This is a genomic window from Serratia sp. TSA_7 (assembly GCF_052692135.1).
Genome location: NZ_JBQZFU010000004.1, coordinates 245,268 through 258,874, shown reverse-complemented (window position 1 = coordinate 258,874; position 13,607 = coordinate 245,268). Strand labels below are relative to the sequence as shown.

Sequence of the window (13,607 nt, the reverse complement as noted above, 5' to 3'; positions counted from 1 at the left end):
TTTCAGTTCTGCCTGGGTTCAAACCGGGTACCGCAGTTCGGGCAGATAAGCAGAACGTTTTGCCGTAGCGTCGCGCATTTTTGGCTGGTGACGTAGGCGCATTTGGGGCAGGCGATGTTGGTGGAACGATTGATAAAGCCTTTAACGCTGCTGGAATCAGTCATATAGCACGGCCTGTGTCAGGTGAAAACCCACGCTAACACAGGTGATATAAAATTGCTTCGAATGTTTTTTATACGCGCCCCCATTAGTAGGGCGCGAATATATTCGTCCCGACGAAGGCGGGCGAAGCAGATAGCGCCCGATAAGGGGCAGGGATAGGCGCTGGGCCGTGATTACAGGCTTTTCAGCACTTTCAGCGTTTCATCCATGTCGATCTCCTGCTCGGAGAAGGTATGGGTCGCGTTCTGGAACGTGGTGATGGTCAGCATGCGCAGTGTCTGCATGGTTTGCGGCGCGTCTTCGGACTGCGGGCGGATGCGGTTCATCAGCAGGCCCACCGACAGCACGGTATTTTCTTTGTCCACGTCCGCTTTCACCGGCACTTCTTTGGTGAAAGTGTTGAAAGATTTGATGCTGGTGATCTTGATTCTTTCGTTGGCGATGATGATGTATTTGCTCGCCGCCTGCACCTTGACCGCATACGCCGAAGGGCCTTTGGTGTTGTTGGTCGGTTCGAAGGTCACCGCCGCGTTTTTCTTAATCAGCTCCGGGTTTTGCACTTTAATCACGTGAAAATAACGATTTTCCCCGTTCTCATCGGTAATAAAGCCGAAGCCTTTGTCTTCAAAAAAAGTCGTTATTTTGCCGTTCATCATCATTCTCATAAAGTCGATCAATACAGTGCATATGATAGCGCGGAATGCCTTGCAGTGACAGGTTACGCGCACCGGTTTTGATAATGCGATAACGGCATTTAGCGGGGTTCCGGACACATGCTATTTTCAAGCTGACTTTATTCAATGCGGAAAGGGAAAATCGATGGGAATTAAACGGCTTAATCACGCGGTGCTGTATGTCAGCGATGTGCAGCAAAGCGCGGAGTTTTATCATCAGGTGCTGGGGTTCAAGCTAAAACCTTCTGGCAGCCCCGACAAAGCGGTGTTTACCCAGGCGGCCGATTCGGATAACGATCACGATCTGGCGCTGTTCAGCAAAAATCTTGGGCAACAGCGCGCCGGAGTGTTTCGCGCCAACGGCGAACCGCCGGCGGAAAACGAACCACCGGCCGGGCTGTACCATCTGGCCTGGGAAGTCGATAGCCTGGATGAGCTCGAACGCATTCGCGATCAATTGGCGCAGCGCGGCATCCTCGGGCTGGAGGAGGATCACGGCGTGCACAAGAGCATCTATGGCCACGATCCGGACGGGCTATTGTTTGAAGTGACCTGGTTTATCCCGCCGGCGCTGCTGACCGAGCAGGATCGCAACCAGCGCGGCATCAAGCCGCTGGATTTCGCCGCCGAAAAACGCCGCTTCGCTGCTGAGGCTTAAGATTATCGGGCGGGGCGCGGTTGCGCCCCGTGAGTCACAGAACTTTGTTGAGGAAGTTAATGGTGCGCTGGTGCTGCGGATGGTTCAGCACCTGCCGGGCGTTGCCCTGTTCGACGACCTGGCCGTCGACCATAAACACAATCTGATCCGCCGCTTCACGCGCAAAGCCAATCTCATGGGTGACCACCACCAGCGTCACGCCCAAGTCCGCCAGCCCTTTAATCACGTCCAGCACTTCGCCGACCAGCTCCGGATCGAGCGCCGAGGTGGGTTCGTCAAACAAAATGACCTTCGGGTTCAACGCCAGCGCACGCGCAATGGCAATGCGTTGCTGCTGGCCGCCGGACAGGTGGCGCGGATAAGCGTCGGCCTTGTGGCGCAGGCCGACGGTATCCAGCAGCTGATAGGCGACTTCTTTTGCCTGAGCGCGCGAATAAATCTTATGTACCACCGGCGCTTCAATGATGTTCTCCAGCACCGTCAGATGCGGGAACAGGTTAAAGTTTTGGAACACGTAGCCGACGTTGATACGCTGCTTGAGAATCGCGTTCTCTTTCAGTTCATACAGTTTGTCGCCTTTACGCCGGTAGCCGACGTAGTCGCCGTCGATGCGGATAAAGCCTTCATCGACGCGCTCCAGGTGGTTGATGGCGCGCAGCAGGGTGGATTTGCCAGAGCCGGACGGCCCGAGGATCACCGTGACCGTGCCCGGCCGCAGCGTCAGGCTGACGTCGTCGAGCGCCTTGTGCTTGCCGAAAAATTTGCTCACGTTGCTGATTTCAATCAGGCCGCGTGCCGGTACCGGAACGATGTTGCGCACCGGCGCTTCGCGCAGGGCATAATAATCAATAGCTTCGGACATAAATCCTCCTAACGTTTTATCCAGCCGGCCAGTTTCTGCCAGGGTGACGGCGGCAACTCGCGTACTGCGCCGCGGGCAAAATAGCGTTCAATGTAGTATTGGATCACCGACAGCGCGGTGGTGATGAACAGGTACCAGACGGTCGCGACCATCAGCAGCGGTATTACCTGCTGCGTGCGGTTATAGATGACCTGAATGGTGTAAAACAGCTCCGGCAACGCCAGCACGTAAACGATCGAGGTGCCCTTTGCCAGACTGATGATCTCGTTGAAACCGGTCGGAACGATTGAGCGCAGCGCCTGCGGCAAAATGATGCGGAAAGTGCGGCGATAGCCCGGCAGACCGAGCGCCGCTGCGGCCTCATGCTGGCCGTATTCCACCCCGAGAATGCCGCCGCGGATGATTTCTGCGGTATAGGCCGATTGCACCAGGGTTAGCCCCAGGACCGCGACGGAAAACTGGCTGAGGATATCGATGGTCGGGTAGCTGGCGAACACCAGCGAGGTAAAGGGAATGCCCAGCGAGATGGAGTCATACAGGTAAGAGAAGTTATACAAGATGATCAGAACCAGAATCAGCGGCAGCGAACGGAACAGCCAGATATAGCCCCAGGCCAGCGAAGCCAACAGATAAGAGCGCGACAACCGCGCCAGCGCCAGCAAGGTACCGAAAATAATACTGAACAGCGTGCCGAGCAGCGTCAGCAGCAGGGTTTGCCCCAGGCCGGAAAGCACCGCCGGCGCAAAGAACCACTCGGCGAATACCCCCCATTCCCAGCGCTCGTTGACTGCCACCGACTGGACGATCGCCGCCAGAATAAACACCGAAAACAGTGCGCCCACCAGCCGCAGCGGATAGCGTGCGGGAACCACTTTTAACACTTCTTGTTTGGACATCTTATTGCTCCTGAAACAGATAAAGGGAGGGGACCGGCCCCTAGGCAATCTTCCTTTCCTGTGCGCAACAGAGTGCGTCTGCTGTTATCAGGCTTTTGCGAAACGGCAACCGGCCGTCGTAGGGCGGGCGGCTGTAAACTTCACTGTCGACGGTGGGATCGAACTGCGGCTGATAGCCGTTGCTCAGATACAGGCCCACCGCCTCCGGCTGGCGAAAACCGGTGGTCAGGTAGAGCTGGCGGTAACCCTGTTCTCTTGCCAGCGTTTCCAGTTGCTGCAAGACCTTTTGCGCCAACCCCTGGCGACGCAGATCGGTTCGCGTCCAGATACGTTTCAGCTCTGCGGTGTGCGGATCGTAGCGTTTGAACGCGCCCATGGCGATCGGCTCCCCGGCGCGCAGCAGCACGATAAACGCGCCCTGTGGCGGGGCGTACAGATCCAGCGCTTCTTGTTCCTGGTCACCAAAATAATCGCCGTAGCGCTGACGGTACTCGCCGAACAGCCCTTCAATCACCGGCTCGACCAATGGGTCGTCCGGCAGCGTTTGGATAAAGACGTCGTTTGCCATCGGTATGCTCCTAGTCGCCCAGACCTTGCTGATTTTTCGCCACGTGGCGACGGGGATTGATGGCTTTTACATGGATGCCGGAGCCGGTAACGGTGTTTTGCATAGCGGAATATCCCTGAAAAAATATTATTGTTATTGGGTAAATTGGTTCAGCGGCTGCTTCAGGCCAAGGTGGTCGCGCAGTGTGTCGCCGCTGTAATCGCTGCGGAACAGGCCGCGTTGCTGCAGGATGGGCACCACGCGATCAATAAAGTGGCCGAAGGAGTTCGGCGTGCCGCCGCTGATGATGAAACCGTCGGCGGCCTGGGTGTCGAACCAGTTTTGCAGACCGTCCGCTACCGCCTCCGGCGTGCCGCCGAACACCGGGCGCGGCGAGGCGGCTTCCAACGCCACTTCGCGCAGCGTCAGATTACGTTCGCGGGCGTTGCGTTTGATGGCATCGGTGGTGCTGCGGAAGCTGTTTTGCCCTAAATCGCCGATGTCCGGGAAGGGCTCATCCAGCGGATGGCGGGAAAAGTCATAATGCTCGAAATAGCGGCCAAGGTAGTTGAGAGCGTTCTCGATGCTGACCAGACGTGCGGTTTCCCAATATTGGCGTTCCACGTCTTCATTGTCGTCGCCGACGATCACGCTGACGCCCTGGAAGATTCGCAGATCGTCCGGCTCGCGGCCCTGTTCCACCAGTTGGTTTTTTACGTCCTGATAAAACGCCTGCGCCAACTGTTGGGTTTCATGGTGGGTGAAAATGGCATCGGCGTGTTTGGCCGCCAACTGCTTGCCGTCTTCCGACGCACCGGCCTGGAACAAGATCGGGCGGCCCTGCGGCGTACGGCCGATATTCAGCGGCCCTTGTACCGAGAAGAATTCCCCCTGATGGTTCAGGGTATGCAGCTTGCCGGCGCTGAAAAATTCGCCGCTGTTTTTGTCCCGCACAAAGGCGTCACTTTCCCACGAGTCCCACAGCCCTTTGGTGACATCGAGATACTCGCTGGCGATGCGATAACGCAGGCTGTGCTCCGGGTGTTCGGTGCGCGAGAAATTCTTTGCCGACCCTTCCAGCGGCGACGTCACCACGTTCCAGCCCGCCCGGCCTTTGCTCAGGTGATCCAGGCTGGCGAACTGGCGCGCGACGGTAAAGGGATCGCTGTATGAGGTGGACAACGTGCCCACCAGCCCGATTTTGTCGGTGGCGGCGGACAGGGCGGCAAGCAGGGTCAGGGGTTCAAAACGGTTAAGGAAATGCGGAATGGATTTCTCATTGATATATAAGCCGTCGGCAACAAACACGAAATCCAATTTACCCTGTTCGGCTTTTTTCGCCGTGGCAATATTAAAATCGAGATTAATGCTGGCGTCGGCGGTGGCATCCGGATGCCGCCAGGCAGACATATTTCCCGATGCGCCATGCAAAATGGCGCCAAGACGCAATTGCCGTTTGTTTTTCGCATTGTTGCTCATTGCTTTCACCCTGTTAAGTGCCGCTGTGGCGCTATCTGTCGAGCTCCCACTATTGATGAGCGTTCTCAGGATGTAAAACAACAAAACAGCATATTCAAATGTTGAAATAGCAAATATCGTGGCGTGTATGGATAACGGGAAAATAATAAATCGCAGCGCAGAAGAGGCTGCGCCGCGAAATAATAATGAGGGGAGTTTTACGCCTTGCTGGTGATTTTTTCCGGCGCGGTGGCTAATTGTTGCAGCGTGCGCTCAGCGAGTAGCTCGAAATATTGCGAGGCCGGGAAGATCGCCTGTTCATCCGGGTTAAAGCGCGGGTGGTGTAAACCGAACTCACTGGCTGAACCGATACTGACGAAAGCGCCTGGGACATGGTGCAGATAAAGCGCGAAATCCTCGCCGCCCATTTGCAGATCCGCTTCTTCTACCCGATAACCGGCTTCGGCGGCGACGGTTTTGCTGAAGGCCGCCCAGCGCGCGTCGTTGACCACCGCCGGTGGGCCTGGCTGCCAGCGCAGTTCCGCCTGCGCGCCAAGCGATGCGGCTACGCCGTTAATCACCTGGCGGATTTTGTCCGGGACCTGATGGCGGACTTTCTCGTTGTGGGTTCGCACCGTACCTTCCAGTTCCACGGTCTGCGGCAATACGTTCCAGGTGTTGCCACCCTCGATGCGCGTCACGCTCACCACCAGCGACTCCAGCGAGCTAAAGCTGCGGCTGGGCAGGGTTTGCAACGCGTTGACGATTTGGCTGGCGGTGACGATGGTGTCTACGCCTTGCTCCGGTTTGGCGGCATGCGCGCCTTTGCCGGTGATCAGGATCTGGAAGCGATCGACGTTGGCGTAAAATGCCCCGGCGCGGGTGGCGAAGGTGCCGGTCGGCAGCTCCGGCGCATTATGCAGGCCGAATACAGCAGCCACGTTATCCAGCGCACCGGCGTCGATCAGATGCTGGGCACCGTTAAAGGTTTCCTCTGCCGGTTGGAAGAAAATACGTACCGTGCCGGGCAGGGTGGCTTCGCGCGCTTTCAGCAAATGCGCTGCGCCGAGCATCACCGAGGTATGAAAATCATGCCCGCAGGCGTGCATGACGCCGCTATTTTGCGAACTGAAGGGAACGCCGGAGATTTCTTCTATCGGCAGGGCGTCAATATCGCCGCGCAGCGCAATGATCGGGCCTTTGCCGCTGCCGATTTCGGCGACCACGCCGGTCTTCAGGCCCAGCGGCAGAATACGGATACCCGCCTCTTCCAGCCAACGGGTGAGGCGGGCGGTAGTGGCAAACTCGTGGTTGGACAGCTCAGGGTTCTGATGCAGTTCACGGCGGTAGGCGACGATCTTCTCGGCCAGTTGGCTGGTCATAGTCTTGGCTCACAGTGGTTGATAAGCTCTAACCCTAGTGCAGCTCGCCCGGAAGCAAAAAGACTATCTGGTTATATTTCATAGCGATTATGTCTGCATCACGCTGTCAACGAACGCTGCCGGGGCTGAAACAGGCGTTCGGCCGTTGTTCGATGGAGATTAAAGAGCATTGAGCTGTCAAGACTGGTTACAACCAGCGGTGCAAGAGATTTACAGTGGGCGATACCGATTTTTTCACTCTTTATCGGTTTTATGTGATCCAGGTTGTGGACAAAATCCGGTCTAATTGCTGTACTGTACTGGACACAGGTTTAGTGTCTTACATTCACGTTAAAGGTAAGTTTGATGTCTAAGATTAAAGGTAGCGTTAAGTGGTTTAATGAATCCAAAGGCTTCGGTTTCATTACCCCGGAAGATGGTAGCAAGGACGTTTTCGTTCACTTCTCTGCCATCGCTAGCAATGGTTTCAAAACTCTTGCTGAAGGCCAGCGTGTAGAATTTGAAATCACGAACGGTGCCAAAGGGCCATCTGCTGCTAACGTTATCGCTATCTAAGCTACAGTAGCCGAAATTCTTAAAACCCGCTCCCTGAGCGGGTTTTTTATTGCCCTTTTTACGGTGCCTTACGCCTGAGGTTTGCGCACCAGCAGGGTGAACAGCACGATGGCAATGGCGTAACAGCCGACAATGGTCAGCGCCATCGACACGCTGGAAGTGCCGCCCAGCCCGGTAATAGGCACGCTGCACGCGCCGAGCGCGAACATGCACACGCCGATCAACGCCGAGGCGCTGCCAGCTTTGTCGCCCTGGCTTTGCATCGCCAATGATGACGCCGTAGGGCCGACAATGCCGATCACGGCCACTGAGAAGAACAGCGGTACCATCAGCAGCGCCAGCGGTGCGTGGAGGCTACCTGCCAGCAGCAACAGCAGCGAGGCGACGGCCGCTAATGTCAAGCCGCCTTTCAGCACTAGCCTTTCCCCCCAGCGTGCGCTCAGACGGCTGGCAAGCTGCGCGGAAATAATCAAACCGACGCCGTTAACGGCAAAGCACAGGCTGAACATTTGCGGGCTGAGGCCATAAATCTGCTGCAATACGAAGGGAGATGCGCCGATGTAGGCGAACATCCCGGCCATGACGAACCCCTGCGTCAGGCACAGGCCCATAAACTGGCGCTGGGTCAGTAACCCGCCCAGCGACATCAGCATGGCCAAAATGCCACCCTGGCTGCGGCGTTCCACGGGCAACGATTCGCGCAGCTTAAGGCTTGAAAGGGTAAACAGCAGCACGGCAATGGCCGCCAGTACGCCGAAAATCCCGCGCCAGTCCATCAATTGCAGCATGGCGCCGCCCAGCACCGGCGCAATAATCGGCGCCAGGCCGTTAACCAGCATCAGCAGAGCGAAGAAGCGCGTCAATTCATGTCCGGCATAGAGATCGCGCGCGATGGCACGAGAAATCACCGCACCGCCGGCACCGGCCAGCCCCTGCAACAGGCGGGCGATCAGCAATTGGTCGATATTTGGCGCCAGCGCGCACCACAGAGAGGCGGCCAGCAACAGCACCAGCGACAGCAGCAGCGGCCGCATGCGGCCTAGCTTGTCGCTGAAGGGGCCAAAAATCAGTTGGCCGACGCCCAGCCCAAGCAGGCCGGCAGTCAGGCTGAGCTGCGCCGTGGCGGTGGACGTATTCAACTCGCCGGCCATTTCCGGCAGGGCGGGCAGGTAGAGATCGGTGCACAGCGGCCCCAGTGCGGCCAGCAGGCCAAGCACCACCGCGTACACCAGACGTTGTCTGGATAAGTGTCTGGTCATGGGAAATTAGGGTTTCCTGAATAGGTGAGAGATAGCTTGTTGATACAGGCCGTTCAGCAAGCTGACATCGGCTTTTTGCGTGGTAAGGATGCGATAACCTGTGCCTTCGCTTAAGACGGCGACAAATTCCACCCGTGCGGCGATTTCCTGTTCGGTGAAATACGGGTACATCCGCTGCAGGTTTTGGCAGACGTGATGGAACAACCGCGTTTCCGCGTCGCTGAGCATTTTCGCCACCACCGGGTTGCGCGTGGCTTCGGCGGTGACTTCCAGCATCAGCATATGGTCAGTTTCGTTTTCACCGGGTTGTTGGAACAGCGTGCGCGCCGACAGGGTGCTGGCGATCAGGTTAATGTGATCGCCAAGATCCTCCAGGCGCTGCATTTTACTGGCGATAATACGGTTGACGATTTCTTCGATGATCGCGTCTTTATTGGCGAAATAACGGTAGATTTGACCGACGCTGAGCTGTGAAGCCTGGGCGATTTCCGCCATGCTGGCGGCGTGAAAACCATGCCGACGAAAACAGACTTTCGCCGCCTCGACGATTTGATCGCGGCGGGCTTGCGCTTTGGCTTGCCTGCTGTCGCTGGTGGATATCATTTCCCGATCCTTTGCCAAGAGAGGGGTTCGCATTCTGGGTGCGAACGTTCATTCTCAATTGTAATGCAAGAACGGCAGCAGGGGAACTATAAAGGGAGGATCCTGCGGGGGCGTAGCGTCAGGCGAACAGATAGACCTTGATGAAAGCGGCGACAATCAGCAGGCACAGCAGGGTAGCGGTCACTTCAGCGGCGGTTTTGGGCAGGCTAAACATTTTGGTTCTCATCCAGTTTGGGACACTGGATGAGATTATGCGCATGGCTGATTAAGGAAACATTAAGAGACCGAAATCAGCTACTGCCCGTTAACCCAGATGACCAGCATAAACGCCAGCAAGGTCATCGCCAGGGAGCCGGCCAGATTGAGCAGCATATTGGCCAGCGCCCAGGCAAAACGGCCATCCTGCAGCAAGTACACCACCTCCAGAGAAAACGTGGAGAAGGTGGTTAACCCGCCGCAGAAGCCGGTGGTAATCAGCAATTTCCAGGTGGGATCCAGGTGCGTCATGCGGGTAAAGGTGGCGATGGCCAACCCGATGATAAAACCGCCCACCAGGTTCACCGCCAATGTGCCCAAAGGGATATGCGCGTTAAGCGGGTTCATCTTCATGCTGATAACCCAACGCAGCACGCTGCCGACACCACCGCCAATAAAGACTGCCAGTAAAGAACTCAACATGGTTGAAATACCTTTCACTAAAAGGGAAAACCAAGGCTCAGAAAGGGGCTGGCGCAACGCTACGCACCCCTTTGAGAGGTTACGTAGACATCATCAGCCTGTGAAGGCGGTTATGGAGGAATGTCATCTCCGTTGTTCGGCGCCGCTTTTTGCCGCGCAGGCTGGATCTTACACCCGGCGCCGCTTATTTTGTAGTATCTGTGACGACAGGGGCAATCGAAATGAAAGTGAGAACAGCGGTGCCGGCAGATAAAAAAGCCATAGTGGCGTTAATGGCTGCACTGGATTACGCCGGAACAGAGGCATTTATTGACGCGCGCCTGGCGCAGCTATTGGCGCATCCCGATGAAGCGTTGCTGGTCGCGGCCGACGATGACGATAATGAGGTGCTGGGGGTTTTGTCGCTGCATTTCTTGCCGCAGTTGGCGTTGGCCGGAGATATTTGCCGTATCAGCTATTTTTGCGTTGATAGCCATGCGCGTGGCCTGGGCGTCGGTCAGTTATTGCTGGCTGAGGGCGAAGCATTGGCCCGCCGGCGCGGCTGTGACCGACTTGAAGTGCATTGTCACAGCCGCCGTGAATGGGCCCACGCTTTCTATCAGCGGGAGGGCTTTTTCGAGGTCCCTAAATACTTTGCCAAGTTATTAAGTTAGTTGCCGGGCACCGCCAGCTCAAGGCGGTTGCGGCCATTGTTTTTTGCCCGGTACAACGCGTTGTCGGCCGCTTTCAGCCAGTCCAGATAGCCGCCCATATCGCCGTGATAATCGGCTATGCCGGCGCTGATGTTCAGCCGCAGTTGCGGCGCTTCACGAAAAATAATGTCGTTCAATCGTTCCTGAATGCGCTGCAGCGCAATGCTGGCCTGTTCGGCACTGGTGTTCGGCAGTACTGCGCCAAATTCGTCCCCGCCATAACGCCCGACAATATCCACGGCACGCAGGCCGATTAACAGCTCTTCCGCCAGCACCGCCAGCGCCTCGTCACCCAGCGCATGGCCGAAGGTGTCATTGATGGTTTTAAAACGATCGACATCCATCAGGATCAGGGTCGCAGTGTGTTGGTAACGGCGGCAGCTGTCGAATTGGTGATGCAGCAAATGTTCCCAATGGCGGCGATTGTACAACCCGGTCAGGCCGTCACGCATGCTGATGCGCAGCAGCTCCTGTTTTTTCTGCGCCAACCGCTTGGCGGTGCGGTAGGTGACTAACCCCAACAGGGCCGGGTAGAGATAGATCATCGGCAGGCAGAGGTAGATCTGTAGCGGCGTGCTCTGTGGCTGGAAGGGAAAACCCAACAGAGCACTGACCGTCAGGGCGCCGGCCAGCTGTGCCACCAGCCCTTTAAAGAACAGCGTCTTGCCGGCGGCGGCAATATTGTTCATGCCCATCATCGACAGAATGACCACCGACGGCAATGCATTGAAGGCCATCATCGCTGCCCACAGACCGCCAAAAAACGAATCGATCAGCAGGTTGCGGGTTTCCGCCTTGAAGGGCGTGGCGGAGCGACGCGCCCATTGGTAGGCGATATGCGGCCAAATAAAACCGTGAAAAATCAGCAGCCCCCACACCCAGGGGGCCGACGGCTGGGAATGGAGCACCGAAAATACGCACAGAAAACCAATCCCCAGCCCGACGATGCGTGGCAGATAGGTACGTCTGGCAAAGCTGAGGCCGGATCGTCTGGTATCGATAACTGATGGTGCAGTGTACATCCTGCGACTCCCTGATAGGCGTAACGACAGCGTATCATGCAGCGTATAAACTCAGAATAGTCTGATTAATGTGCAATGCATTTAAAAGAAGTCTCGGCGCAGGGATCTCACTCTGTTACATGTTGCTGTTGTCTTGGCTTGGCGAAAGTAGGTAAATAGCCACAGGCAAGGTTTGTTTTTTCGCTGCCTCTGCAGCGCTATATGAATAAGAAGGTGAGTATGGAAGGTATCAGTATTACCAAACTTCTGGTGATTGCGGTGTTGATCATCTTGCTGTTCGGTACCAGCAAACTGCGCACCCTGGGTGCCGATCTGGGCGCTGCGCTGAAGGGCTTTAAAAAGGCCGTGGGCGACGACACGACTCCGCCGCCGGCAAATACGGCAGAAAGCCAATCCAATCCGCAGAGCGTCGAAAAGAAAGACGTGTAATCACGTTTTCTGTTTGGCAATAAAAAACGGATGCCGCAAGGACATCCGTTTTTTGGCGTTTCCGCAAGCTTAAGCGTAACAAATTGTTACCGCGCTTATTTCACTTCCATTCCTTTTGCCTGCAAATCGGCATGGTAGGAGGAACGGACAAACGGGCCGCAGGCCGCGTGGGTAAAGCCCATCGCCATCGCTTCTTCTTTCATTTCATCGAACTCGGCCGGGCTGACATAGCGCTGTACCGGCAGGTGATGGCGGCTTGGCTGCAGGTATTGGCCCAGGGTCAGCATGGTGACGCCGTGGCGACGCAGGTCGCGCATGACTTCAACGATTTCCGCATTGGTTTCCCCCAGGCCGACCATCAGACCGGATTTGGTTGGGATGTGCGGGTGCGCTTCTTTGAACCGCTCAAGCAGCTTCAACGACCATTCGTAGTTGGCGCCCGGACGAACCTGGCGGTAGACGCGCGGCACGTTTTCCAGATTGTGGTTGAACACGTCCGGCGGCGTCGCTGTCAGAATTTCCAGTGCGCGATCCATACGGCCACGGAAATCCGGCACCAGCGTTTCAATTTTGATGGTCGGGTTTTTCACGCGAATGGCGGCGATACAGTCGGCAAAGTGCTGAGCACCGCCGTCACGCAGATCGTCGCGGTCAACCGAGGTGATCACCACATAGCGCAGGCCCATGTCGGCGATGGTCTGAGCCAGTTTCTCCGGTTCGTTGGCATCCGGGGCCACCGGGCGGCCGTGGGCCACGTCGCAGAACGGGCAACGGCGGGTACAGATAGCGCCCAGGATCATAAAGGTGGCGGTGCCGTGGTTAAAGCATTCAGACAGGTTCGGGCAGGAAGCTTCTTCGCACACCGAATGCAGACCGTTTTTACGCATGGCGGCTTTAATGCCCTGAATGCGTGTAGAGTCGGCAGGGAGTTTGATCTTCATCCACTCGGGTTTACGTAACAGCTCCTGCCGTTCGGTGACCACCGTTTTAACCGGGATCAACGCCATTTTGTCTGCATCGCGGTATTTAACGCCGCGTTCCATCTGAATTGGTTTACTCATAATCGTGCAGGTTCCAGTTACGAAGCTCGACCTTCGGGTAGCCGAGTAAATGAACAAATTCCTGTACCAGGATTGGGTGTACGTCTTCTATGCCTACGCCGGGCGCCAGCGCGCTGACCTGCGCCATTTGCATGCCGGCGTAACCGCAAGGGTTGATACGTTGGAAGGGAGTGAGATCCATGGCAACATTCAGCGCCAGGCCGTGGAATGAACTGCCTTTGCGGATCCGCAAACCCAACGAACAGATTTTTTGCTCCCCCACGTAAACACCGGGCGCATCCGGGCGGGCGCGCGATTCGATATGAAAGTGGGCGAGGGTATTAATAACGGTATCTTCGATAGCCGTGACCAGTTGGCGAACGCCAACCTTGTTGCGTTTCAGATCGATCATCACGTACATCACCTGCTGCCCTGGACCGTGATAGGTCACCTGGCCGCCGCGATCGCTCTGGACCACCGGAATATCACCCGGCATTAACAGATGCTCCGCTTTACCGGCCTGGCCCTGGGTAAACACGGGCTGATGCTGAACCAACCACAGCTCATCGGGCGTGGTATCGGTTCTGCGATCGGTGAAGTTGTGCATGGCTTGGGATACAGGCTCGTAGGGCTGCAACCCCAGCTGACGCAAAATGATCTTGTCTGGTTGCAAAAGAGTCATCGTCAGGT

At 56.5% G+C, this 13,607-nt stretch carries 17 protein-coding genes and 1 riboswitch; of the genes, 4 read left to right on the top strand and 13 right to left on the bottom strand.

What is annotated here, in order from left to right:
* Positions 1-2 precede the first annotated feature (2 nt).
* Together ACUTQW_RS16300 and ACUTQW_RS16295 are read right to left on the bottom strand one after the other, a co-directional pair.
* Positions 3-164, bottom strand: coding sequence for a YnfU family zinc-binding protein (locus tag ACUTQW_RS16300; protein ID WP_006324059.1), 162 nt, complete (start codon positions 162-164; stop codon positions 3-5).
* Positions 165-335: 171 nt separating this feature from the next.
* A complete protein-coding gene (locus tag ACUTQW_RS16295; RefSeq protein ID WP_020438622.1) occupies positions 336-815 on the bottom strand; it encodes a cold-shock protein in 480 nt (159 codons plus the stop codon).
* A 166-nt stretch (positions 816-981) separates the two neighbouring features.
* Here ACUTQW_RS16295 and ACUTQW_RS16290 point away from each other — a divergent pair, with 166 nt between their 5' ends.
* Complete coding sequence (locus ACUTQW_RS16290; protein WP_006324061.1) at positions 982-1,494, top strand: VOC family protein; 513 nt, start codon at positions 982-984, stop codon at positions 1,492-1,494.
* A gap of 34 nt (positions 1,495-1,528) precedes the next feature.
* Here the strand turns inward: ACUTQW_RS16290 and ACUTQW_RS16285 are convergent, their stop codons facing one another.
* The 5 genes from ACUTQW_RS16285 to ACUTQW_RS16265 all read right to left on the bottom strand — a co-directional run bounded on the left by ACUTQW_RS16285 (position 1,529) and on the right by ACUTQW_RS16265 (position 6,639).
* Entirely contained in the window at positions 1,529-2,356 is an 828-nt protein-coding gene (locus ACUTQW_RS16285) for an amino acid ABC transporter ATP-binding protein (RefSeq protein WP_006324062.1), read from the bottom strand.
* An 8-nt stretch (positions 2,357-2,364) separates the two neighbouring features.
* Positions 2,365-3,252 carry an amino acid ABC transporter permease gene (locus ACUTQW_RS16280; RefSeq protein ID WP_006324063.1) on the bottom strand — a complete coding sequence of 296 codons (888 nt, stop codon included), beginning with the start codon at positions 3,250-3,252 and terminating at the stop codon, positions 2,365-2,367.
* Positions 3,253-3,292: 40 nt separating this feature from the next.
* A complete protein-coding gene (locus ACUTQW_RS16275) occupies positions 3,293-3,820 on the bottom strand; it encodes a GNAT family N-acetyltransferase (RefSeq protein ID WP_445654893.1) in 528 nt (175 codons plus the stop codon).
* 132 nt (positions 3,821-3,952) lie between these two features.
* Positions 3,953-5,278, bottom strand: a complete 1,326-nt coding sequence (locus ACUTQW_RS16270) for an LLM class flavin-dependent oxidoreductase (protein ID WP_445654892.1) — start codon at positions 5,276-5,278, stop codon at positions 3,953-3,955.
* Between the two features lie 197 nt (positions 5,279-5,475).
* On the bottom strand, positions 5,476-6,639 hold the full coding sequence (locus tag ACUTQW_RS16265) for a M20 peptidase aminoacylase family protein (RefSeq protein WP_006324065.1): 1,164 nt from the start codon (positions 6,637-6,639) through the stop codon (positions 5,476-5,478).
* Between the two features lie 345 nt (positions 6,640-6,984).
* Here ACUTQW_RS16265 and cspE point away from each other — a divergent pair, with 345 nt between their 5' ends.
* On the top strand, positions 6,985-7,194 hold the full coding sequence (gene cspE, locus ACUTQW_RS16260; protein ID WP_002210315.1) for a transcription antiterminator/RNA stability regulator CspE: 210 nt from the start codon (positions 6,985-6,987) through the stop codon (positions 7,192-7,194).
* A 68-nt stretch (positions 7,195-7,262) separates the two neighbouring features.
* On the opposite strand, the gene ACUTQW_RS16255 is transcribed toward cspE, so the two are convergent.
* The 3 genes from ACUTQW_RS16255 to crcB all read right to left on the bottom strand — a co-directional run bounded on the left by ACUTQW_RS16255 (position 7,263) and on the right by crcB (position 9,734).
* Positions 7,263-8,453, bottom strand: coding sequence for a multidrug effflux MFS transporter (locus ACUTQW_RS16255; RefSeq protein ID WP_062869908.1), 1,191 nt, complete (start codon positions 8,451-8,453; stop codon positions 7,263-7,265).
* 6 nt (positions 8,454-8,459) lie between these two features.
* Entirely contained in the window at positions 8,460-9,056 is a 597-nt protein-coding gene (locus tag ACUTQW_RS16250) for a TetR/AcrR family transcriptional regulator (protein ID WP_037432366.1), read from the bottom strand.
* A gap of 294 nt (positions 9,057-9,350) precedes the next feature.
* Complete coding sequence (gene crcB, locus ACUTQW_RS16245) at positions 9,351-9,734, bottom strand: fluoride efflux transporter CrcB (RefSeq protein WP_004949564.1); 384 nt, start codon at positions 9,732-9,734, stop codon at positions 9,351-9,353.
* A 77-nt stretch (positions 9,735-9,811) separates the two neighbouring features.
* Positions 9,812-9,874, bottom strand: a riboswitch (Fluoride riboswitch).
* 81 nt (positions 9,875-9,955) lie between these two features.
* Between crcB and ACUTQW_RS16240 the strand changes: the two genes are divergently transcribed.
* Complete coding sequence (locus tag ACUTQW_RS16240; RefSeq protein ID WP_004949567.1) at positions 9,956-10,387, top strand: GNAT family N-acetyltransferase; 432 nt, start codon at positions 9,956-9,958, stop codon at positions 10,385-10,387.
* Here ACUTQW_RS16240 and ACUTQW_RS16235 read toward each other — a convergent pair.
* Positions 10,384-11,448, bottom strand: a complete 1,065-nt coding sequence (locus ACUTQW_RS16235; protein WP_325987067.1) for a diguanylate cyclase — start codon at positions 11,446-11,448, stop codon at positions 10,384-10,386. The two genes, ACUTQW_RS16240 and ACUTQW_RS16235, sit on opposite strands and share 4 nt — an antisense overlap.
* A gap of 219 nt (positions 11,449-11,667) precedes the next feature.
* Here ACUTQW_RS16235 and tatA point away from each other — a divergent pair, with 219 nt between their 5' ends.
* A complete protein-coding gene (gene tatA / locus ACUTQW_RS16230) occupies positions 11,668-11,877 on the top strand; it encodes a Sec-independent protein translocase subunit TatA (RefSeq protein ID WP_006324068.1) in 210 nt (69 codons plus the stop codon).
* Between the two features lie 95 nt (positions 11,878-11,972).
* Here tatA and lipA read toward each other — a convergent pair whose 3' ends face one another.
* Positions 11,973-12,938: a lipoyl synthase gene (lipA, locus tag ACUTQW_RS16225; RefSeq protein WP_004949576.1), complete on the bottom strand. Its 966-nt coding sequence runs from the start codon at positions 12,936-12,938 to the stop codon at positions 11,973-11,975.
* Positions 12,931-13,599 carry a lipoyl(octanoyl) transferase LipB gene (lipB, locus tag ACUTQW_RS16220; RefSeq protein ID WP_445654891.1) on the bottom strand — a complete coding sequence of 223 codons (669 nt, stop codon included), beginning with the start codon at positions 13,597-13,599 and terminating at the stop codon, positions 12,931-12,933. The genes lipA and lipB overlap by 8 nt, the downstream gene beginning before the upstream one ends.
* Between the last annotated feature and the right edge of the window lie 8 nt (positions 13,600-13,607).

Bases quoted from the DNA above. Each gene is read 5' to 3' on its own strand.
- crcB (WP_004949564.1), bottom strand. From the start codon at position 9,734: ATGTTGAGTTCTTTACTGGCAGTCTTTATTGGCGGTGGTGTCGGCAGC.
- ACUTQW_RS16255 (WP_062869908.1), bottom strand. From the start codon at position 8,453: ATGACCAGACACTTATCCAGACAACGTCTGGTGTACGCGGTGGTGCTT.
- ACUTQW_RS16265 (WP_006324065.1), bottom strand. From the start codon at position 6,639: ATGACCAGCCAACTGGCCGAGAAGATCGTCGCCTACCGCCGTGAACTG.
- cspE (WP_002210315.1), top strand. From the start codon at position 6,985: ATGTCTAAGATTAAAGGTAGCGTTAAGTGGTTTAATGAATCCAAAGGC.
- ACUTQW_RS16280 (WP_006324063.1), bottom strand. From the start codon at position 3,252: ATGTCCAAACAAGAAGTGTTAAAAGTGGTTCCCGCACGCTATCCGCTG.
- ACUTQW_RS16240 (WP_004949567.1), top strand. From the start codon at position 9,956: ATGAAAGTGAGAACAGCGGTGCCGGCAGATAAAAAAGCCATAGTGGCG.
- ACUTQW_RS16270 (WP_445654892.1), bottom strand. From the start codon at position 5,278: ATGAGCAACAATGCGAAAAACAAACGGCAATTGCGTCTTGGCGCCATT.
- ACUTQW_RS16275 (WP_445654893.1), bottom strand. From the start codon at position 3,820: ATGGCAAACGACGTCTTTATCCAAACGCTGCCGGACGACCCATTGGTC.
- lipB (WP_445654891.1), bottom strand. From the start codon at position 13,599: ATGACTCTTTTGCAACCAGACAAGATCATTTTGCGTCAGCTGGGGTTG.
- ACUTQW_RS16300 (WP_006324059.1), bottom strand. From the start codon at position 164: ATGACTGATTCCAGCAGCGTTAAAGGCTTTATCAATCGTTCCACCAAC.
- ACUTQW_RS16285 (WP_006324062.1), bottom strand. From the start codon at position 2,356: ATGTCCGAAGCTATTGATTATTATGCCCTGCGCGAAGCGCCGGTGCGC.
- tatA (WP_006324068.1), top strand. From the start codon at position 11,668: ATGGAAGGTATCAGTATTACCAAACTTCTGGTGATTGCGGTGTTGATC.
- ACUTQW_RS16235 (WP_325987067.1), bottom strand. From the start codon at position 11,448: ATGTACACTGCACCATCAGTTATCGATACCAGACGATCCGGCCTCAGC.
- ACUTQW_RS16295 (WP_020438622.1), bottom strand. From the start codon at position 815: ATGAACGGCAAAATAACGACTTTTTTTGAAGACAAAGGCTTCGGCTTT.
- lipA (WP_004949576.1), bottom strand. From the start codon at position 12,938: ATGAGTAAACCAATTCAGATGGAACGCGGCGTTAAATACCGCGATGCA.
- ACUTQW_RS16250 (WP_037432366.1), bottom strand. From the start codon at position 9,056: ATGATATCCACCAGCGACAGCAGGCAAGCCAAAGCGCAAGCCCGCCGC.
- ACUTQW_RS16290 (WP_006324061.1), top strand. From the start codon at position 982: ATGGGAATTAAACGGCTTAATCACGCGGTGCTGTATGTCAGCGATGTG.